The sequence below is a fragment of the Bradyrhizobium sp. USDA 4503 genome, from assembly GCF_054055815.1.
Window position 1 is genome coordinate 8406664 of sequence record NZ_JBSRXS010000001.1, and the last position, 19845, is coordinate 8426508.

General features: G+C 62.4%; 16 protein-coding genes. 7 read left to right on the forward strand and 9 right to left on the reverse strand.

What is annotated here, in order from left to right; translation table 11 throughout:
- The first annotated feature begins 5 nt into the window (after positions 1-5).
- From trbG to ACVMIH_RS39560, 3 genes are read left to right on the forward strand one after another with little or no spacing between them, the layout of a single operon-like run.
- On the forward strand, positions 6-1031 hold the full coding sequence (trbG, locus tag ACVMIH_RS39550; RefSeq protein ID WP_456866688.1) for a P-type conjugative transfer protein TrbG: 1026 nt from the start codon (positions 6-8) through the stop codon (positions 1029-1031).
- A complete protein-coding gene (locus tag ACVMIH_RS39555; protein ID WP_456866059.1) occupies positions 1028-2239 on the forward strand; it encodes a TrbI/VirB10 family protein in 1212 nt (403 codons plus the stop codon). Before trbG ends, ACVMIH_RS39555 begins: the two co-directional genes overlap by 4 nt.
- Before the next feature lie 4 nt (positions 2240-2243).
- On the forward strand, positions 2244-2486 hold the full coding sequence (locus tag ACVMIH_RS39560) for a DUF2274 domain-containing protein (protein WP_456827221.1): 243 nt from the start codon (positions 2244-2246) through the stop codon (positions 2484-2486).
- Positions 2487-2674: 188 nt separating this feature from the next.
- Here the strand turns inward: ACVMIH_RS39560 and ACVMIH_RS39565 are convergent, their stop codons facing one another.
- The 3 genes from ACVMIH_RS39565 to ACVMIH_RS39575 form a co-directional block, all read right to left on the reverse strand.
- Positions 2675-3583 (reverse strand): TauD/TfdA dioxygenase family protein, encoded by a 909-nt coding sequence (locus ACVMIH_RS39565; protein WP_456866062.1) that lies wholly within the window; start codon positions 3581-3583, stop codon positions 2675-2677.
- 245 nt (positions 3584-3828) lie between these two features.
- The gene (locus ACVMIH_RS39570; RefSeq protein ID WP_456866691.1) at positions 3829-4533 is read right to left on the reverse strand and encodes an HAD family hydrolase; all 705 of its coding nucleotides are present in this window, start codon (positions 4531-4533) and stop codon (positions 3829-3831) included.
- A 638-nt stretch (positions 4534-5171) separates the two neighbouring features.
- Positions 5172-5801 (reverse strand): FMN-binding negative transcriptional regulator, encoded by a 630-nt coding sequence (locus ACVMIH_RS39575; RefSeq protein WP_456866065.1) that lies wholly within the window; start codon positions 5799-5801, stop codon positions 5172-5174.
- Between the two features lie 1415 nt (positions 5802-7216).
- Here ACVMIH_RS39575 and ACVMIH_RS39580 point away from each other — a divergent pair.
- On the forward strand, positions 7217-10321 hold the full coding sequence (locus ACVMIH_RS39580; protein WP_057015275.1) for a DEAD/DEAH box helicase: 3105 nt from the start codon (positions 7217-7219) through the stop codon (positions 10319-10321).
- A gap of 738 nt (positions 10322-11059) precedes the next feature.
- Positions 11060-12631 carry a porin gene (locus tag ACVMIH_RS39585; RefSeq protein WP_057015232.1) on the forward strand — a complete coding sequence of 524 codons (1572 nt, stop codon included), beginning with the start codon at positions 11060-11062 and terminating at the stop codon, positions 12629-12631.
- A gap of 84 nt (positions 12632-12715) precedes the next feature.
- Here the strand turns inward: ACVMIH_RS39585 and ACVMIH_RS39590 are convergent, their stop codons facing one another.
- The 4 genes from ACVMIH_RS39590 to ACVMIH_RS39605 all read right to left on the reverse strand — a co-directional run bounded on the left by ACVMIH_RS39590 (position 12716) and on the right by ACVMIH_RS39605 (position 16357).
- Positions 12716-13750, reverse strand: a complete 1035-nt coding sequence (locus tag ACVMIH_RS39590; RefSeq protein WP_253624168.1) for an LLM class flavin-dependent oxidoreductase — start codon at positions 13748-13750, stop codon at positions 12716-12718.
- 214 nt (positions 13751-13964) lie between these two features.
- Positions 13965-14888, reverse strand: coding sequence for a glutathione S-transferase family protein (locus ACVMIH_RS39595; protein ID WP_456866068.1), 924 nt, complete (start codon positions 14886-14888; stop codon positions 13965-13967).
- Between the two features lie 103 nt (positions 14889-14991).
- The gene (locus ACVMIH_RS39600; RefSeq protein WP_057015277.1) at positions 14992-15750 is read right to left on the reverse strand and encodes an SDR family NAD(P)-dependent oxidoreductase; all 759 of its coding nucleotides are present in this window, start codon (positions 15748-15750) and stop codon (positions 14992-14994) included.
- 37 nt (positions 15751-15787) lie between these two features.
- Positions 15788-16357, reverse strand: coding sequence for a TetR/AcrR family transcriptional regulator (locus ACVMIH_RS39605; RefSeq protein WP_057015234.1), 570 nt, complete (start codon positions 16355-16357; stop codon positions 15788-15790).
- A gap of 104 nt (positions 16358-16461) precedes the next feature.
- On the opposite strand from ACVMIH_RS39605, the gene ACVMIH_RS39610 reads away from it, so the two are divergent.
- Positions 16462-17250, forward strand: coding sequence for a crotonase/enoyl-CoA hydratase family protein (locus ACVMIH_RS39610; RefSeq protein ID WP_076824401.1), 789 nt, complete (start codon positions 16462-16464; stop codon positions 17248-17250).
- A gap of 6 nt (positions 17251-17256) precedes the next feature.
- Here the strand turns inward: ACVMIH_RS39610 and ACVMIH_RS39615 are convergent, their stop codons facing one another.
- Positions 17257-17493: a hypothetical protein gene (locus ACVMIH_RS39615; protein ID WP_168857948.1), complete on the reverse strand. Its 237-nt coding sequence runs from the start codon at positions 17491-17493 to the stop codon at positions 17257-17259.
- Between ACVMIH_RS39615 and ACVMIH_RS39620 the strand changes: the two genes are divergently transcribed.
- Positions 17492-18277, forward strand: coding sequence for a division plane positioning ATPase MipZ (locus tag ACVMIH_RS39620; protein WP_057015235.1), 786 nt, complete (start codon positions 17492-17494; stop codon positions 18275-18277). The genes ACVMIH_RS39615 and ACVMIH_RS39620 overlap by 2 nt on opposite strands.
- 15 nt (positions 18278-18292) lie before the next feature.
- Here the strand turns inward: ACVMIH_RS39620 and ACVMIH_RS39625 are convergent, their stop codons facing one another.
- Positions 18293-19798, reverse strand: coding sequence for a hypothetical protein (locus ACVMIH_RS39625; RefSeq protein ID WP_456866071.1), 1506 nt, complete (start codon positions 19796-19798; stop codon positions 18293-18295).
- Between the last annotated feature and the right edge of the window lie 47 nt (positions 19799-19845).

Consider the following 19845-nt stretch of genomic DNA (forward strand, 5'->3'; position numbering starts at 1 on the left):
CCGATATGATGTCAGACGCATCTGCGAAGCGTCGTATCCAACATCGCAAACTCAATTCGACTTGGTCCGAGTTCGTGACCGCGAAACGAGCAGTTCTGTCCGCGCTCCTGCTTGGCTCCTCGGCGCTGGGTGGGTGCGCGACCTACATTCCTCCGGAGATCAGCTATGACGCTGAAGTCCCGCCGCTGCCGGCGGCTCCAGCGCATCTCGACGACAGATTGCAACCGCTTCACGTTCCACCGCTCTGGAAGCCGGTTCTCGGCGGCAAGTCGGGAGGGAAGGAAGACGCTGAACCCGTGAGCCGGGTTGAGACCGCAAACAGCGCAGCTCGGGTAGAACCGCGCAAGCGGGGGTATTTCAACGCGGCGCAGATTTACGCGTACAGTCCTGGAGCCCTCTATCAAATTTACGCCGCGCCGGGGCAGATCACGGATATCGCACTCGAGGAAGGAGAGCAGTTGACGGGATCAGGACCGATCGCGGCCGGAGATACCGTACGCTGGGTCGTGGGCGATACCGAGAGCGGGAGCGGCGACACGCGTCGCGTCCATATCCTGGTCAAGCCGACCCGAGCTTCGATCGAGACCAATCTCGTCGTCAATACCGATCGGCGCACCTACTTGATCGAACTACGCTCCCGCGAGCGGCCATATATGCCATCCGTTGCCTGGTACTATCCAGAAACTGCACGGGAACGATCGCGTTCAGTCGCTCTGAAGCCCGTTCTTCCAGACCCGGCGCAGCGCATCTCCCGCTATGCCATCGAAGGGGACAGTCCTCCCTGGCGGCCGCTCGCCGCATATGACGATGGCCGCAAGGTCTATGTCGAATTTCCGCAAGGAATCGTACAGGGCGAGATGCCTCCGCTCTTCGTCATCGGCCCTGACGGCAAGACTGAACTCGTCAACTATCGCGCTTACGGCAACGTATTGATCGTCGATCGGCTGTTTGCTGCCGCCGAACTGCGGCTCGGCGGCGAGCACCAGCAGAAGGTCCGTATTGTCCGGACCGACAGGAGGCCGTCGTCATGAACACCGGGAATGGAAACGATCAGGAGCAAGCGGCTCCGCCTGAGACACAAGAGGATCAGTCCAGGAGCTTCCGCTTGAGAGCTGAGCAGCCGCGCGTGACGCGGTTGTCGCGGAAGGTCTTGGCCGGCGGGAGCGCGGTTGCCCTGCTTGTCACCGGCGGAGCGGTGCTGTGGTCGCTACAGAACAATCGCTCCCGTAATCAAGCGGCCAATGAGCTTTACAGCACCGAGCACCACAATGTTGCCGACGGCATTACGACGCTCCCGAAGGACTATACTGGCGTTCCGCGCCAGCCGATCCCGCAGCTTGGTCCGCCGCTTCCGGGGGATCTCGGTCGACCGATCCTTGCCGCCCAAGGCCAGCCGCCGGCGATCGGCGCTGATCCGGACCAGCAGCGCCGAGATCAAGAGTCCGAGGCAGCCCGCATCAGTCATCTATTCGCTTCGACCAATGGAGGAGGAGTGCGTGCGACCACCGCTGCGGCGGTTGGAAGCGACCGCGCCGTGCTACCGAACGCAACGAGCACTGGCGACGATGGATCTGCGCAGAACGGCCAGGACCGCAAGCTTGCCTTCGTGAACGCCTCTGTGGATCGTCGCACGGTAAGCCCTGACCGCATCACCCGGCCGGCTTCACCATACATCGTGCAGGCTGGGACGGTGATTCCGGGAGCCCTGATTACCGGGGTCCGATCGGACCTTCCAGGCCAGATCACGGCACAGGTAACCGAGAATGTTTTCGATACGCCGACCGGCCGCTTTCTGCTTGTGCCTCAGGGAGCGCGTCTGATCGGCATATACGATAGCCAGGTCACCTTCGGCCAGTCCCGTGTCCTGCTCGTCTGGACGCGGCTGATCATGCCAAATGGACGTTCCGTCGTTCTCGAGCGGCAGCCTGGGGCTGACACTGCAGGGTATGCAGGCCTCGAAGACCAGGTCGACAATCACTGGGGCGAGCTCTTCAAGGCTGCGGCACTATCGACGTTTCTGGCGGTCGGGACTGAACTGGGTGCCGGCTCGGACACCAACAGCAACGACAGCGCCATCATCCAGGCATTACGACACGGTGCTTCCGACTCACTAAACCAAACCGGACAGCAGGTGGTTCGACGCAGTCTCAACATCCAGCCTACTTTGACTGTACGACCTGGTTTCCCGGTTCGTGTTCTTGTCAATCGCGACCTCACACTTACGCCGTATAGAGGGTGACAACATGCCAAAACTCAAAATAGGAGAGCTTCCAGACGACAAGCCGGTCAAAGTGAGTACGGAGCTGCCGGCGGCCGTGCATCGCGATCTCGTTGCATATGCAGAAGCCCTTACGCGTCAAGGTGGTCAAGTGGTCGAACCGACTAAGCTCATCGCTCCCATGTTGGCGCGCTTTATGGCCACGGATCGAGGATTTTCTAAATTGAAACGTGAAGGCCACGTACCGCTCGCTGGCGAAGGACAGTGATGCTCAAGGCTTCTCGAAGCTGCCGGTCAACGCTAAATAGTACGATGCATCAACCTAAGCGCTGCTGGGTTTGGCCCGAGAGCTAAGAATCGTGTCGGAAAGCGTGTTCCTGCGTCTGCCCCGAAATAACTCCGATTACCAGGCTTTCTCTGTTTTCAAATGCAAGAGCGCTGGGCGTCGATGGGCATTTATTCGGTCACCTTCAGGCGCGTTACACTGCTCCGGCCATCGACGCTGATAGGCACGTCACCCTCGATCGTCGCCCGACGTACGACGCGATGCCGGTCCCCGTAATCGTTGACGGCGTAATGCTGCGTTGCGCGGTTATCCCATATCGCGATATCGCCCTCTAACCAGTTCCAGCGCACAGTGTTTTCGGGCGCGGTGATATGAGACTGGAACAGATCGAACAGCTTTTGTCCGTCGTATTTGGAGATCCCAACAAAGTGCTTCACCAAAGCGCCGAGCACTAGCGTGCGCTCGCCTGTTTCGGGGTGGACGCGCACGACGGGATGCTCGGTCTCAAAAACCGTTCTGGTGAATACCTCGTCAAAGTGTTTCTTGTCCACCTCGCGGACACGCGCGATCCCGGCGTAATCGAAAACGTTGCTGTGAACGGCCCATAGCTCCTCGGCAAGCCGTTTTAGCGGCGGCGGCAGATCGAGATAAGCGGAAGCTGTGTTCGACCACACGGTGTCGCCTCCGAAAGTTGGCATTACAACGGCCCGCAGGACTAAAATCTTGGGATAGGCGTCGGCGAAGGTCCCATCCGCATGCCAAACATCGGCGCGACTGCCGCCGCGAGTGGAATCCAGTTCGAGGAGCGAGGCCGTTCCCCTGGCGGCGCCGAGCATCGGATGCGGCGTTAGCTTTCCAAAACGAGCGGCAAAGCGCTCCTGTTCAACGTCATTGAGATGTCGTTGGTTGCGGAAGAAAATCACCTTGTGCTCGAGCAGCAAGCTGTTGATCGCAGCGATCGTGCGGTCCGGTAGATCGCCCGATAGCTCGATATTTTTGACTTCGGCACCGATGCGCGCTGCACGTTTCAGAACATCGGCGCCCGGAATGACGTCACCGATCAAAGCCGTTGTGCTCATGTTGTTTTTCCAAGCCCTTGAAGTTTCTGCTTCTCGGAGCGGATGATCTTCAGCAAGCATCGTGCCAGGCGAAAGAAGAACATGTAGCTCCTCATGGCAACGAATTGCGCTATTTGGCGCGAGTTCTCGGACTAACCGATGATTCGACCGAGTGACAAAGAAGCTCGATCGTCGACGTCACCCACCGAATATGGTGCTCTCGTGAAGAGCGCGGCAGCAGGAGCGAGTTATGTTATAGCAATCACTCAACTGCCCTCAAAAAGGCAATGCTTCTGTAAGATTGGTAATAATTCATGATGATCATAAATCATGTAGTCGGGCCCTGCCGCGCGCAAGCGCGCTTCGGAAACATATCCTCCCACGATTGATACGTTGATAAGGCCAAGATTGCGGGCAATCTCCGTCTCAACTGGCATATCGCCCACGATGACAGTTCTTTCTGGGGACAGATCATTGGCCTGCATATACAAGCGCAGCCGTTCTTGCTTGCTCATGCTCCTAAACTGAGTTGCGCGGCTCTCAAATGCCAAAATGTCGGTGACGTGAGTCTTAATCCCAAGTCTTCGCACTTGTGTGCGAATTGGTCCAACAATGTGGTTGCTGACAATGACGGTTTGGATGGCTCGCTGATCAGCGGCGAGCAAAACATTTCGAGCCCCTTTACGTAAGGCCGCGTTGCGCGCCAGGAACTCATAAGTGTCGTGAAAAATGGCGTTGTCGTTGCTCTGTACGACTTCGATTTCATCTTTCGACATGTCCAAGTTGCGGAAAAGAACCGAAGGAGGGAGTTCGAACTTCTCTCGAAGCTTGTGCATATCCACAGCAGCGCGACCAAAGCGGCTCAAAATTGCATTGATGGTTTGCAGCACCGCGTTGGCGTCATCGAGCAGCGTGCCATTCCAGTCGAAAATAATCGCGGATTTTATGCGTGAACCTAAGGCAAATGTGATCGCGCGATAGAATGTGTTCGAGGCTTAGATATTACTGGTCTACATGTCTGGGGCGATCGTAGTGGTTCGAACAGAGGCGTCACGGTGCAACGCGCGCCAGTGAGCTGAACGGGCGGACCGTTCTTCCGAGGCGAGAGGGCGGGTGGAGAGCGTGAGCATTGCTGCTTCTGTAGCTCTATTTCTGGATCGATTTGGTTGAAGCAATGGCCATGCCAGCCAGCGATGGCATGCAACAAGGCCGGAAGGGCTTTGGAAGGTCTCAACGCTTGCTATGCGCGCTGCACTGGACCGGACACAACATTGCGTCTCTGTCAGAATACGGACAAGAGTCTGTGCGGTAAGTCCGAGCTGATCGTTCCGTTAGTGAATTTTGCGAGTTAATCGATGGCCCAGGTTGTGATCTCTCCGAGATCGGTTCACTCTGGTGAGGCGAATTGGGTTCTCAGTACTCGGAATATTAAGTCGAAGCTCCGGGGTGTTGGACAACTTTCCACTGAGAGGACGCCGCTGCAGCCAATGCTCAATGCCTTGACCAGCGCCACGGCAAAACTAATGTCGCTGGAGCCTGTGAGGGCTGCCGATGTAGGCTCGCTCTCTGTCGACCGGCGCTGTTGGCGCCAGTCATGCACAGTGTCGCCTCAGCCCTGAACCAGGATAAGAGCTGCAACTTCCTGATCCCGTGGCAGTTTGCTCGCAGCCAGGCCGGTGGCGACACCAAGGCGGTCAGGCGTGGGGCGGTTTTGACTCATCTTGCGCTTGCCTTCGACCCTGGTGATGGGGATGCGCACGCCAACGATCTCACGCAACTGGGCGGCGATGAAATCCGCGGGAGCATCGCTGACCGCCCAAGGCGTCGCACGTGACGTCTCATGGATATTCGTCAGGCGCGTCACGATTTCAAGCAGGCGATCGGGATCCTCGAAGAACTCGGTCGGCCCATGGGCGTGAACCGCGATGTAATTCCATGTCGGCACCACACGTTCAGCTTGTCGTTTGCTGGGATACCAGGATGGCGTCACATAAGCCTCTGCGCCAGTAAAGATCGCGAGAGCTTCTCCGATCGGGGGCGTGCGCCATTGCGGATTGCCCTTCGCTAGGTGCCCGTACAACGCGCCGTGTTCGCCTTCGCTCTCATCGAGAAAGAGCGGAAGAGGCGTCGCAAGGGGCCCGTCTGACGTGGCCGTAATCAGGTTGGCCAATCGGGCGCAGCGCATTGTCGCTCGAATGTTCTCGAGGTCGTCGTCTCGAAAGTGGGGTGGTATGTACATGAAGGTTCTCCGTTGGAGGTCGTCGAGATAAACCCAGGTCAGTATGCTAGAAAACTGCCAGTTTCAGTCGCCCCGCCACGTTGGATCGAGCCGCCTTGCTCGTGGCCCGGCCGGCCGATGATCGCGCCTCCTCACGCACTTCTGGGGCCGTGATATAGCTGAGCAAGGCAATTGTGACGGACCTGGCGGCAAGTCCGGTGCAGCGGTAGCTCGGTTTTATTCGTCGCTCTGAACGTCTGGGTTCCCTTGGACTGCTGCCCGCCCGAGCCATATTCTCAACTTGGAATCTACAACAGCGGGGGCGGAGAATACGGCGGTGCCTCACGGGCATGATTGCAGCAGTTGAGAAGCCGGTCATCTCAGCGATCAACTGGCTGTGATGGGTGGTGGCTTCGAGTTTGCGCTGGCGTGCGATTTGCGCGTCGCCCGGAATGCCGTCACAGCAATCGGTCTGCCGGAGACGCGCATCGACAGCTTTCCCGGTAACGGGCTACCCAACGCTTGCCGACGATCGTTGGTAAAGCCAAAACGCTTGAGATAATCCTGCGGGGGCTGACCCTGACGGGGCCGCGAGCCCACGAAATTGGGATCGTGCATGAGGTCGTCGCCGGCCCAGTCGCTCGCGCCTTGAGATGGTGTAGGGATATCGAGCCGAGGTGCCGAGGGCCTGGCATTGGCCAAAAAGCCTTACCCGGGGCTGCCCTGAACCGTCCTATGGCCGATGGCTTGACCGACGAACGTAGGAGCTTGAGGATGGCCTCGGCCCGCGAGGGCGGCCGCCCACTCGCCGGCTCAAATGCAGAAGCTTTAATGCCGACGGAAAGCTGGTCTCAGGAGAGTGTCAGGGCTCCGCTGGACGCCTAGACGCATGACGTCTCACATCGCGAGGGGTCTAGTGCCGCGTTGCGCCGACCGTTAAGGGAGCCCGAGGGGTCTCGCGCCGATTCCAGTCTAATCTGCTGATGAGGAATTCGGGAGCTTCCTCATTTGGAAACGATTGGCTAGCTATTGAAATCGCTGGCGGGTGTTTTTCTTATTTTTTTCCAAAAGGGCCTTGATATCGTTCATTAATCTAGTTGATTTTGATTCCGCCATTCGGAGGTTCGATCCCTCCCGCCCCAGCCAGCAAGCAAGCCGTTGATTTCAAGAGAGGAATCGTTTTTTGCCGGCCGCCCCCGCCGCCATTTCGGGCGGATTGGGCCGGCTTGGCTGGAAATTTGTGCCGCTTTCGCTTCCATGGCGGCGGGCGACAAGCCCCGAGTCGCCCGGAGATCCAGGTCGACGGGCGATCGTAATCACGACATAACGACGGATCTGACGTGGCGAATACCAAGAAGGCCCGCGCTGCTGCTGGCGCGAAGAAGAAAAGCAAGGGATCGGCGCGTTCCGGGATCTCGTCTTCCTCACCGCTTGGCATGCTGGCGCTTCATCTTCTCGAGCAATGGAAGAAGTCCGGGCGGGACGGCATCGTTTTCCTTGCGGAAAGCGAGAACAGGGCAGAGCGTCTGGGCAGCGTGCTGCATTCGCTCGATCCCTCGCTCGAGGTGCTGGTGTTCCCGAGGCTGAATACCTTGCCCTTTGACGGGCTGGAGCCGTCACGAGAGATCGCCGGCCGGCGCAGTTCGGTGTTGAGGCGCCTCGCCCGGAGCAAGAAGCCGGTCTTCCTGGTGTCGACGGCCGAGGCGATCATGGAGCGGTTGCCGTTGCCCGCCAGCTCGGCGCGCCTCAGCATCAGCCTGAAGGTGGGGGCGGGCTATTCCGAGCAGGAACTCAAGGATCGTCTGGAAGCTCTGGGATACGATCTCGACGAAGAGGCGGATTATCCCGGCAGCGCTCTGTTCCACGGAATGACGTTCGAGGTATTTCCCGCGGGCGCGCTGGGGCCGTTCAGAATTGAGCATTCCGGTGGCGTGATCCGCAGAATCGCCGGTGTCGATCCGGACGAGCACGACGTCGTGTTCGACGCGGAGGAACTGCACATCGACCCGATGTCCGAACGGATCGCGTTGGGCGGCAAGCGGGCACAGCGGGCGGCGCTGCCGGATTATTGTCAGCGCGCGCGCTGGATCGCGGACGCCGGCGTTTCGGGCCACGCCGATAGCTGGCTGAGCACGATCAAGGAGGCGGCCGGCCGCAGGGAGGCGGAGCGCGAGTATCTGGGGCCCGCTGACTGGAAACGGCTGACCAAACGGATGAGCTCGCTGCCCCGAAAGGCAGCTTTTACCGCCACACCTGATTTCTCGAAGGTCGCCTCATCGCGGAAGGCTCTTCGCGCATTTGTCGCCGACACCGGGCGCGCCGGATCGCGGCTGCTGTTTGTCGCGGCGGTCGAAGATGACCTGCGCGCGATGGAGCGAATGAGCGGGATCAAGGTGGAGCGCTTCGCCGACTGGAACGAGGCGGCGAAGGGGCGGGGCGGCGAAGGCGCGCTGCTGGCCGACTTCGACACCGGCTTCATCGGCTCAGGGCGCAAGCCGCTCGTCGTCGTGACGGCGACCGACGTGCTCGGCAGCAGGGCGCATCATCCGCAGCCCATGGCGCGAGCCTGGAGCTCGGCTTTCGATCATCCCGACGTGCCGGAGCGCGGCGCGGTCGTCGTGCATCTGCAGCGCGGGCTGGCCGTGCTCGATGGCTTGCAGACCTTCGATATGGGGAAGGGATCATCGCGCGAGATGATCAGGCTGGCATTCGCGGGGGATGATGCCGTCCTCGTTCCGCCGGCCGATCTTGCGCTGATCTGGCCGTATGCCGCGGAGCTCGGCAAGCTGGCATTGGACAGGGCCGATGGTAGTACGTGGTGGACGCGGCGTGGCAAGGCGGAGCGGGAAATCCAGACTGCCGCCAAGGCGCTTGCCAAACACATCGCGCAACGGCGCCGCCGGCGCGCTCCCAAGCTGGTCGCTCCCGGTCCCGCCTATGAGCGGTTCGTCGCGCGCTTTCCGTATTTCACGACCGTCGACCAGGCGAAGGCAATTCGCGACGTCCTCGATGATCTGGCGTCCGGTCATCCGATGGATCGGGTCGTCTGCGGCGACGTCGGGTTTGGCAAGACCGAGGTGGCATTGCGCGCGGCGGCGGCCGTTGCGCTGTCGGGCAAGCAGGTCGCCGTCGTCGTGCCGACGACTGTTCTGGCAAGGCAGCACGTTGCAACCTTCCGCAAACGGTTTGCTCCGCTTGGCATCGAAGTGGGAAGCCTGTCGCGGGCGACGTCGGCTCCGGAGATGAAGGAGACCAAGGAGGGCCTGCGAAGCGGCAAGATGAAGGTCGTGGTCGGCACGCAGGCGATCGCATCGAAGGACGTGAGGTTCGCCAAGCTGAGCCTGGTCATTGTCGACGAAGAGCAGCACTTCGGCGCGGCCGAGAAGGCGAAGCTTTCAGGGCTGGCGAAGGGCGCCCATACGCTGTGGATGAGTGCCACGCCGATTCCGCGCACACTTGCGGCGGGCCTTGCGGGATTCAGGGAGCTGAGCGTGATCGCATCCCCGCCCGTTCATCGGCTTCCGGTCGCGACCAAGATCGCTCCGCTCTCGGACGCCGCCATCGCCGCAGCATTGCTGCGCGAGCAGCGACGTCACGGGCAAAGCTTTCTGATCTGTCCGCGCATCCAGGATCTGGATCCGATGCTGGCGCGCGTGCAGTCGATGGCCCCGGAGCTCCGCATCGTCTGCCTGCATGGCAAGCTACCCGTCGACGAAATCGACGATCGAATGATGAGCTTCGTCGAAGGCGAGGCGGACGTCCTCCTGGCGACCAACATCGTGGAAAGCGGTCTCGACATCCCCCGGGCGAACACCATCGTGGTCTGCTGGCCGGAAAAGTTCGGTCTGGCACAGCTCCACCAGCTCAGAGGCCGGGTGGGACGCGGCGGGACACGAGCCTTCGCATACATGCTGACCGAATCCAGTTCGGAACAATCCGGGAGGCGTTTGGCCGTTCTGGAGGAGTTCAGCAGACCGGGCGCCGGTTTTGCGATCAGCGAGCGGGATCTCGACCTCAGAGGCGCCGGGGATCTGCTTTCGGAGCGGCAATCCGGCCACGTGCAGGTTTTCGGTCCGGTGCTCTACAGCCACCTTCTGAAGCAAGCCTCGGAGAAGACCAACGACCGGTCCGCCGATATGTGGGTGCCCGATCTCAACCTTCCGCTCGCGGATCTGCTGCCCAGGAGCTATGTGCAATCGGAATCCGTGCGGCTTGAAATCTATGGCCGTGCCGCGAGGTGCCGGAGCGAAGACGATCTGGAGGATCTCGAGGAAGAGACCTCGCGCCGCTTCGGCAGGCTGCCGTCGGCGGGGCGGGACTTCTTCGCCGCGGCGAGGCTCAGGATCGATTGCAAGCGGCGAGGGATCGTGAGGCTCGATGTCGGCCCGGAGGCCGTCGCGGCGACGTTCCTTCCCGGGAGGCTGCCCAAATCCAGAGCACGTTCGCTCCAGCGCGACGGCGATCGCGTGTTCTATTCGGACAACATACACGAGCCGCCTTTCGAGCGGATCGAGGATCTCCTGGACATTTTGGACGAGTGAGGGCGACGCGGCTCCGTCGGAGACGAGCCTTGCGGGTGCGCCGCGCGCAGTAGAGATATTTCAGCGCGCCGGAGCTGCGGAGAACAAATCGACCGATTCTGCGCGCTGACATCCCAGTGACATGTAGCATCGTTACTGCACATGCGTGGCGAACCGCCTGCCGTCATTCGGCCTGCTCCGAGCCATCGGAAAGCCCTTCCAGGCGCGAGTCGACGGTATTCAGGGCGGGTTATGTTGTTCAAATCGCGGCGTTTTGGGCCGAAACGTCGTGCCCGGATACCGGAATCAGCGCTTGCCGAAGCCGGCTTCAGCAATCGCTTTCTCAGTAGGACTACGCGTTTTGCACACCGTTCCGCGTGGTGTTGCCCAATCTTGTGCCCGATAGCGGTAACTGAAATATTCGTATTTTGTTTCAATGGCTTGCGGAAATGCCGCAATTCAAAAGTCCGTGATATTTGTGCAACATTTGCCCGAAAACAGCCGCAACTCGCCCCAAACCGAGCGGTCTTTTGTTGCGTGATCGGGGGCCTTCTGTCTCATATGGAACTACGACGGAGGGGGGCATCCCGAGGTCGTCCCGTTCTAGGTGGTTCGCTTAAGTCCCTCGCGTTCATGCGGGTGTGTCCGAAGACGCGAAGCGACTAAGCGGGGATTTAAGGGACAAGGGAACCAACCTGAGGGTGTTTTACCCGGCGGATCCGGAACCTTCCCTGAGATAGAGCAACTTGGAGGTTTAACATGAAGATGGTTAAGAGCCTTATCCTCGGCTCGGCGGCGGCTCTCGTCGCGGTCGGCGGAGCTCAGGCGGCCGATCTTCCCGTCAAGGCCAAAGCGGTCGAGTACGTGAAGGTTTGCTCCCTGTATGGTCCCGGTTTCTACTACATCCCGGGCACCGACACTTGTATCAAGCTGGGCGGCTACCTGCGCGTCGACGTTCTGGCGAACACCAACTCGGACCACACCGGCAACACCTCGGGTGCTGGTGGTGCGAACAACCGCTTCACCAACGGCTACACCTGGCGTTCGCGTGAAGATCTGAACATCGATACGCGCACCGCGACCGAATACGGCGTGGTCCGCACCTTCTTCGATGCGACGTTCTCCTGGACGACAGACAACTATGCCGGTCTGGGCAACGGCTCGACCGTTTACTCGCCGATCGGTACGTCTGCGGCTCCGAACAATGCCGGCTCTGGTAACGTCGCCGCTGGTACGGTCGGTGTCTACTACGCATTCATTCAGTTCGCCGGCTTCACCATCGGTAAGGCGGTCTCGCAGTTCTCGGCTCCGTGGGCCAACTACCCGGGCAACAGCTACGACGGTCTCGTCGGCGGCGGCGGCACGATCACTGGTGTGAACCAGTTCACCTACACCGCGCAGTTCGGCAACGGCGTGTCGCTGTCTTTGTCGGCTCAGGACCAGACGGCTTACTATCAGGCTGGCGTGGTCAACCTCGGCGCGCCGGTCACCTTCGGCGTTCCCGGCAACACCAACGTGTTCGGTATCAGCGACTACGCCGGCACGATCGCTCCGGATCTCGTCGCGATGCTGCGCGTCGATCAGGCCTGGGGTCTGTTCCAGGCATCGTTCGCCGCGCATAACAACCACGCGGCCTACTACGGCGGCACCGAGTTGACCGGTCATCCGGACGACAAGTGGGGCTGGGCTGGTGCGTTGGCCTTGTCGATCAAGAACATCCCGACCGGACCTGGCGACACCATCAACTTGCAGGGTGTCTACACCAACGGTGCAACCCGCTACAACATCCAGGACCTCGCCGGTTCGGCTGGTGGCAACACCATCTTCGGCGGAACCAACGTTCCGGGCGCCTATCAGAGCATCGGCTTCGGCATCGCGCCGGACTCGATCTTCGTGACCGGCGGTCAGCAGCAGCTGATCACGACCTACGGCTTCCGCGGTGCCTACGTGCACAACTGGAACCCGAACTGGAACACCAGCATCTACGGTGCCTGGGCCCAGGTTAACTACAACAGCACGGCCAAGGGCTACATCTGCGGTCCGGCCGGCAACGGCGTGGGTGGCTCGCTCAGCAACTTCTTCGGTGCTGGTTCGGCTCTGACGTCCTGCAACCCCGACTACAGCATCGCGCAGCTCGGCACGCAGACCCAGTGGACCCCGGTGAAGAACCTGACCTTCTCGGCCGACTTCACCTACACCCGTCTGGACCAGAGCTTCGCCGGTACGGTCGCCTTCCCCGGCAGCCCGACGATCGGCAAGCCCGGCGCAATCTACGAGCTGAAGGACCAGAACACCTACATGTTGCTGCTCCGCGCTCAGCGCAACTGGTAATACCGGTTGATCTGATTGCGATCTAACAGAGCCCCCGGCGCGAAAGCGCCGGGGGTTTTGCTTTGTGATATTGGTTCTGGCACGTCACGCGGCGAGCATGTCGCGCACCATCGGCACCACCTCGCGGCCATAGAGCTCGATGCTCTTCATCAGTTTGTCGTGCGGCAGCGGGCCCGCCGAGTATTTCAGCTGGAAGCGCGCCGCGCCGAGCGCCTTGACGGTCGCCGCGATCTTGCGAGCAACGGTTTCCGGCGCGCCGACATAGAGCGAGCCGTGCTCGGCCTCGGCCACGAACTCGTCGCGGCCCATCGGCGGCCAGCCGCGCTCCTTGCCGATACGGTCGCGCATGACCTTGTAGTCCGGCCACAGCTCCTCGCGTGCCTGCGCGTCCGTCTCGGCGACATAGCCCGGCGAGTGCACGCCGATCGGCTTCGGTTCGCGGCCGAACTGCTGGTAGGCCCGCTGGTGCAGGTCGACATAAGGTGCAAAGCGCTTGGGATCGCCGCCGATGATGGCAAGCATCAGCGGCAGGTCGTAATGCGCCGCGCGCACCACCGATTCGGGACTGCCGCCGACGCCGATCCAGGTCTTCAGCCGGCCGTGCTCGACCGGCGGATAGACCGACTGGTTCTTGAGCGGTGGCCGCAGCTTGCCCTGCCAGGTCACCGGCTCCTGCTTGAGCAGTTCGGTGAACAGATCGAGCTTCTCCTCGAACAGCTCGTTGTATTGCCTGAGGTCGAAGCCGAACAGCGGGAACGACTCGGTGAAGGAGCCCCGGCCGAGGATCACCTCGGCGCGGCCGTTCGAGACCGCGTCGACCGTGGCGAAGCGCTGGAAGACGCGGATCGGATCGTCCGAGCTCAGCACGGTCACCGCCGAGCCGAGGCGGATGTTTTGGGTGCGTGCCGCGATTGCCGCCAGCACGGTCTCGGGCGAGGAGATCGCAAAATCGGCGCGGTGGTGCTCGCCGAGCCCGATGAAATCGATCCCGAGCTGATCGGCCAGCACCGCTTCGTCGACGACGTTGCGGATCACCTGGGCATGGGGCAGCGGCGTGCCGGCGGCGTCGTTGGTGACGTCGCCAAACGTATCAAGCCCGAATTCGACGGAGGTCGTCATGGTCAGTCCGGTTGTCGGCGTGGCGGAGCATCCGCCACGGGCCACCCATCGCACGCAGGCCGAAAGGCCGGGTTGCTGCGGATCGATCCGCAAGCCTGCGCTGTGGAGCCTTGGGTTGGAGATAGATGGGAACTATTGCCGGTTCAGCGGGCCGGCAAGGTCACGCCGCGAAACGCAGCGTTTCCAGGCCCGCTTTCGGAGCAGCCTGCGCCAATCAGCCCGGGACCACCAGGAAGCCGGCGCGCGGGAAATGCACCACAACCTCGCCGACGCGCTCATCCGACCGGCGGATCGCGATGTGTTGCGCCGACAGCGAAACGATCTCGCCACGCACCGGGATCTTGCCGTAGTCATCCGGCATCACGGCAACGACGTCGCCGGGCTTGCGACCGTTCGGGTCGGTGGGGTCGCCGAACACGGGCGACTCCGGCCGCGCCTTCGCCGCGATCTCGAGCGCGTCGGCCGACGACATCTCGGTGCGCGTGCCGTGGCCGATGGCGCGGATGCGCTCCTCCCATGCCACAACGCGCGGAAAGGAATTCATGATCTCGTCCATCGTGGCGAGGCTCTGCCGCGCATACCACACGTTCATGTAGGCGCTGACGTCCGCGAGGCTGAACTCGCCGAACAGCCACGGCCGGCCGTCGCCGAGTTGCGCCTCGATCCAGTCGATATTGGCGCGGAACTGGTCGCGCATCTGCGGCAGCGCCGCGGTCATGGCGGCGACGTCGAACTTGCCGCCGCGCAACTTCTCGCGATCCTCGATGAAATCCCGCGGGACCTTGTCGCCGATGAAGCCGAACACGAGGTTGACCGTGTTCTGGAAGAACGGCCGGTCGGCCCACATGCCGAGCGCCCAGGGCATGCCGGCATTGCCGGCCGGAAACAGCGTCGGCGTCGGGTAGCGCCGCTCCAGCTCGCGGATGATGATCTGGGTGTCACAATAGATGTCGGCGCCGATCTGCATCGTTGGCGTGCGGCGATAGCCGCCGGTCATCGGCATCAGGTCCGGCCGCGGCATGATCCGCGAGATCCGCACCGAGCTCCAGGCGAGCTTCTTGAATCCGAAGATGATGCGGATCTTCTCGGAGAACGGCGATTGATCGAAATGGTGCAGGATCGGCGTGGGCTGCGACATGGCCTTCTCCCGGGACAGGGTGCGATCTCGACGGACCTTGCCGCATAAGCTGACAAGATTCCGGCCGATCGCAACCTACGGGCGGGAGGGCGGCGCAGCGCGTTCAGAACTGCTCCGCCCACGGCCGCAGGTCGAGCTCCAGCGTCCAGGCGCTGCGATGCTGGTGATGCAGCACCCAATAGGCGTCGGCGATGGCCGCGATGTTGAGCATGCCGTCCGGCCCGCGCTCGTCCTTCAATTGCGGACGCATGTTCAGCAGGCGGTCGCCCTCGATCCCGCCATCGACCACGACATGGCCGACATGGATGCCCTGCGGCCCGAATTCCCGCGCCACGCTCTGCGCCAGCGCGCGCAGCGCGGCCTTGGCGGCGGCGAACGGTGAGTAGTTGGCCTTGCCGCGCAGCGAACCGCTGGCGCCCGTAAAGACCAGCGTGCCGCCGCCGCGCGCAAGCAAAGCGGGGATCGCGGCCTGTGCCAGCTGGAAACCGCCGAGCGCGTGTTCGCGCCAGTGCTCCTCGAAGCGCTGCTCGCTGACCTTCAGAAACGGTGCCGGCCGGTTGGAGCCTGCATTGTGCACAGCCATCGCGAGCGGTGCGAGCCGCTCGGCCGCCGCGACGAAGCGCGCGACGTCGGCCGCCGTGGAGGCGTCGCCGACCACATGCGCGACCGTTGCGCCGCTTGCGGCCAGCTCGGCCGCGGTCGCGGCGAGCTTGTCGGCGTTGCGGCCGGCGATCGCGACGGGATAGCCGCCGGCGGCAAAGCGACGCGCAATCGCGGCGCCGAGGCCGTTCGACGCGCCGACGCCGGCAATCAGCACGCTTCCTTGTACGGCGGTCGGCTCGAGGGCGGATCGGTCGTTCATGGCTTGCTCCATCAAGGTGCCCGCGGCGCGGGCGAAATCATTCGTCGGACGCCATCGCGATGATGCTGTCGCGCACGGTGCGCAGGACGGCATCGGACCGCTTCTGGTCGGTGAGGACGCGCGAGATCGCCAGCGCCCCGACCATCGCACTCACCGCGAGGATTGCGTTGCCGTCGTCATCGTCGCCGAACGTCTCGGCGACCTTGGCGATGAAGGATTCGATGTGCGGCTCCATCACCGCGCGGCACTGCGCATCGGCGCGACCGACATCCGAGATCAGCGCGCCGATCGCGCAGCCCGACTTGGGCGAGTCGCGATGGGCGCGGCTGAGATAGCTCCGCACCAGTGTGTTGATATTGCCCGGCTTGTCGGGATCGCGCGCCGCGTGAGCCGACGCTTCGCCTGCATGCAGCGCTTGTTCCAGAGCCGCGGCGATCAGGTCGGAACGCGAGGCGAAGTGCCCATAGAAACCGCCATGGGTCAGCTTCACCTGCTGCATCAGGCCGCCGATGCTGAGCGCGTCGAGGCCCTTGTCGCGGATCTGCGTCGCAGCCTCGTTCAGAATACGCTCACGGCTCCTGGCCTTGTCGGCCTGGGAATGGCCCATCTCGCCTCGCCCCTGTTTGACTCTCTTTCTGGATTATGACCATCATGCATCTGGATGACAACCATCATCCAGAAATTATCCAGTCACAAAGCAGGGAGGAACTGATGTCCGGCAGCGCGAGCGAAGGGCGGGTCCGCCACGAGCGGCACGACCACATCCTCAAGATCATCATCGACAATCCCGCGAAGAAGAATGCCTTCAGTCCGGAGATGATGGCTGAGCTTTCCGACGCGCTGACGCTGCTCGACAATGACGACGGCCTCTGGGTCGGGGTGCTCTGCGCCGCCGGCGGCAGTTTCACCGCGGGTCTCGACATGCCGAAATTCTTCGGTCCGACGGCGACGCGCAAGCCGCTGCCGGAGGGCAACGTCGACCCGTTCGGATTGTCGAAGCGCTGCCGGAAGCCGATCGTCACGGCGGTGCAGGGTATCGTGTTCACCGTCGGCATCGAGATGATGCTGGCCGGCGATATCGTGATCGCCGCGGACGACAGCCGCTTCTGCCAGATGGAAGCCAAGCGCGGCATCGCGCCGCTGGCGGGCGCGCATTTCCGCTATATCAGCCGCGCCGGGTGGGGCGATGCGATGTATCACCTGTTGCTGTGCGACGAGTTCACCGCCGCCGAGGCGCATCGGATCGGTCTCGTGCAGGAAGTCGTGCCGGCGGGCCAGCAGGTCGAGCGCGCGATGGCGCTCGCGGAGATCATCGCGCGCAATGCGCCGCTTGGAATCCAGGTGACCAAGGAGGCGGGCCGCAAGTTCATCGAAGCCGGCGAGCAGGCGGCAATCGCGATCATTCCGCAGATCCGCGAACGTGTGCTCAACACATCAGATGCGGCCGAGGGTATCAAGTCGTTCGTTGAGCGCCGCGCCGCGGTGTTTCAGGGACGCTAGTTGCGTTCACGATACGTGCTCGAAGAAGCTGTGACAATGATGTCGCAGCTTCTTGATTTCGATCACGACAATGTAGCAGCGACTCTTGTCGAGATTCATCGAATCAGGGAGATTCGATCCATTCATTAAATTCTGTTTCGTCCTGCTTTCACTCAAGCGTCCGGTATGGATTCCCATGACAAACGCACGAGTAATAGTTGTCGGAAATAACAAGGGCGGCTCGGGCAAGTCGACAATTGCCATGCATATCGCCATCGCGCTGATCAAGGCGGGTCAGCGCGTCGCTACCATCGATCTCGATAACAAGCAGAAGTCGCTGACGCACTACGTCGAGAACCGGCGGGACTGGGCGCGGGAAACCTCGCTGGATCTCGGCGTTCCCGCGCATATGTGCTTCGAGACGGTGAGCGGCAGGAGCGGCGAGGTCGAGACGCTCGGGCGCAGCGCGCTTGCCGAGATCGTCGAGCGGCTCGGCCGGTCGCACGATTTCGTCGTCATCGACTGTCCCGGCCATGACACCTATCTGACGACGTTCACGCATTCGCTGGCGAACACGTTGATCACGCCGCTCAACGACAGCTTCCTCGATTTCGACGTGCTCGGCACCGTCGATCCGAACGAGTTCAAGGTGACCGGCATCAGCCACTATTCGAAGATGGTGGAGGAGGCGCGGCGCCAGCGCAGCACACACGATCAGCCGGCATTCGAGTGGGTGGTGCTGCGCAACCGCCTCTCCACGCTTGGGTCACGCAACAAGCGCTTGGTCGGCGAAGCCTTGAGCGAATTGGCCAAGACGCTGAATTTCCGCCTGGTCGATGGCCTGGCCGAACGCGTGATCTTCCGCGAATTCTATCCGCGCGGACTGACGGCGATCGACGACGTCAGCCAGCTCGCACTCGGTAGCCGGCCGACCATGTCGCATGTCACCGCGCGGCTCGAGATGGAGCGGCTGATGACTGCCATCATGCTCGGCCATCTGGTGGCGCGCCCGCCGGAATCCTCCGACGCCAGCCGCGACGCGGCGTAAGGCGACGTCGGGCCGCTACCGGCAATTGGCGTTGCCGGCGTCGGCGACGATCAGGAACGTGATCGTTCTGGGTGCGAAGACGATCGTTCCGGCGACAGCCTCGTCGCTGTTGAGGGCGGGGATACGGTCAGAGATCCCGAGCAAGAGCGTCGCGCCATTGAGCTGAACGTTGCCGTCGGCAGGCTTTTCGCTCGCGAGCGTGTAACGTTGCGAGGCGGCTGAGAGCGTGAGCTTGTGCCGCATCCGCCGGTCATTGTTGATGACGAGCAGGGCTATTCCATCAGGCATGTCGCGCGCGCAATGCGCATAGACATGGAAGCCGTGACGCTCCGCGATACCGGCATCGAGCACAATGGTGCCCATCAACCGCCGCCACAGCAGCGCAGCCCAGTAGTTCGGCCGCGGCAGATGAGTTCGCTCGTCCAGCAGCCCGTAGTCGCTCGCCGCAAGCGTGTTGTGCATCACCACCTGGACGCCGGCCTTGGCCAGCCGTCCGAGTTGATCGAGGTAACGGAACGTGTCGGCGAAGGTTGCGGCCAGGCGATTGCCGCCGCATGCGGTCTCGGCCGTCTCGGTCAGCCAGATCGGCTTGCCCGGCGCAAGCTGGTCGCGCAGCGTCTCGTAGAGGGCGAGGCTCTCGCCGGTTCGCGCCAGCCATTCGTCCGACAATGCATGCCTTGCCCTGCGATCACCGCCGCATCGCGCCGACAGCGCGCCATAGTGATGATAGGAGACCGCGTCGACGCCGGCTGCCGATACGGCGAAAAGCGCTTGGGCCTCAGCGCCGGTGCCGATCGTGCCGGGGCCGAGGATCGTCACGTCGGGCGCGGTGTCCTTCATGAAGGCGCGGAACGCTGCAAAATCCCGGCCGTAGGCCGCAGCATCGTAGCGGTTAGGGGCGCTGCCGATGGTCGGCAGATCGGGCTCATTCATGAACTCGGCTGCGGCGATACGCCCGCCGGCCGATCGCGTGAAAGCGAGAAGTTGCCGGGCCTGCTCGGGGCTCCATTGCCCCTCGGCGTCACGCGCGCCCGCGCTGATCGCAAAGGACGTGACGATCGGAGCGTCGACGGCACGCGAGAACTCGATCACGTCCCGCCACTGCCGTCGCGTCAGCACGCCGTTGAAGCCGGCCGGCGGTGCAGCCGGTGGCGTTTCGGAATCTGCAAAGAACGTGCTGTTGGCCCAGGTGCCGCTGACGCGCAGATAGACGGGTGAGAGGGCTGCCGCGAGCTTGCGAAGCCTGCCATCGTGCAGGTCGATCGGAGTGCGAGCTGCGAACCGCTCCGTCTCTGCACGCCGACGCGTGGCGGCGGTTGCATAGGGCTTCCAGAACCGTCCGCCGGTCACCTCGACCATCTCGATGTTGTAGGACTGAAAACGCGGGTCGATGGTCGCGACGCGCGGCAGGGTCGCGACATTCAGGGCGAGCTCTGCCGCGGCCGCTTTCGTATGCGCGAAGGCTGCCATGGCCGAGACGGCGGCGAGGCATCGAAGCGGATAAGCCCAGCGGTCGCGCACAAGTCCTCGCGGCGTTCCGGATTGTGGCGTTCAGGATGCCGCCGTGG

Excerpts from the sequence above, each read along its gene's own strand:
- ACVMIH_RS39575 (WP_456866065.1), bottom strand. The coding sequence starts at position 5,801 with ATGTACATACCACCCCACTTTCGAGACGACGACCTCGAGAACATTCGA.
- ACVMIH_RS39620 (WP_057015235.1), top strand. The coding sequence starts at position 17,492 with ATGCATATCGCCATCGCGCTGATCAAGGCGGGTCAGCGCGTCGCTACC.
- ACVMIH_RS39585 (WP_057015232.1), top strand. The coding sequence starts at position 11,060 with ATGAAGATGGTTAAGAGCCTTATCCTCGGCTCGGCGGCGGCTCTCGTC.
- ACVMIH_RS39605 (WP_057015234.1), bottom strand. The coding sequence starts at position 16,357 with ATGGGCCATTCCCAGGCCGACAAGGCCAGGAGCCGTGAGCGTATTCTG.
- ACVMIH_RS39580 (WP_057015275.1), top strand. The coding sequence starts at position 7,217 with ATGCTGGCGCTTCATCTTCTCGAGCAATGGAAGAAGTCCGGGCGGGAC.
- ACVMIH_RS39610 (WP_076824401.1), top strand. The coding sequence starts at position 16,462 with ATGTCCGGCAGCGCGAGCGAAGGGCGGGTCCGCCACGAGCGGCACGAC.
- trbG (WP_456866688.1), top strand. The coding sequence starts at position 6 with ATGATGTCAGACGCATCTGCGAAGCGTCGTATCCAACATCGCAAACTC.
- ACVMIH_RS39555 (WP_456866059.1), top strand. The coding sequence starts at position 1,028 with ATGAACACCGGGAATGGAAACGATCAGGAGCAAGCGGCTCCGCCTGAG.
- ACVMIH_RS39600 (WP_057015277.1), bottom strand. The coding sequence starts at position 15,750 with ATGAACGACCGATCCGCCCTCGAGCCGACCGCCGTACAAGGAAGCGTG.
- ACVMIH_RS39615 (WP_168857948.1), bottom strand. The coding sequence starts at position 17,493 with ATGGCAATTGTCGACTTGCCCGAGCCGCCCTTGTTATTTCCGACAACT.
- ACVMIH_RS39560 (WP_456827221.1), top strand. The coding sequence starts at position 2,244 with ATGCCAAAACTCAAAATAGGAGAGCTTCCAGACGACAAGCCGGTCAAA.
- ACVMIH_RS39565 (WP_456866062.1), bottom strand. The coding sequence starts at position 3,583 with ATGAGCACAACGGCTTTGATCGGTGACGTCATTCCGGGCGCCGATGTT.
- ACVMIH_RS39590 (WP_253624168.1), bottom strand. The coding sequence starts at position 13,750 with ATGACGACCTCCGTCGAATTCGGGCTTGATACGTTTGGCGACGTCACC.
- ACVMIH_RS39595 (WP_456866068.1), bottom strand. The coding sequence starts at position 14,888 with ATGTCGCAGCCCACGCCGATCCTGCACCATTTCGATCAATCGCCGTTC.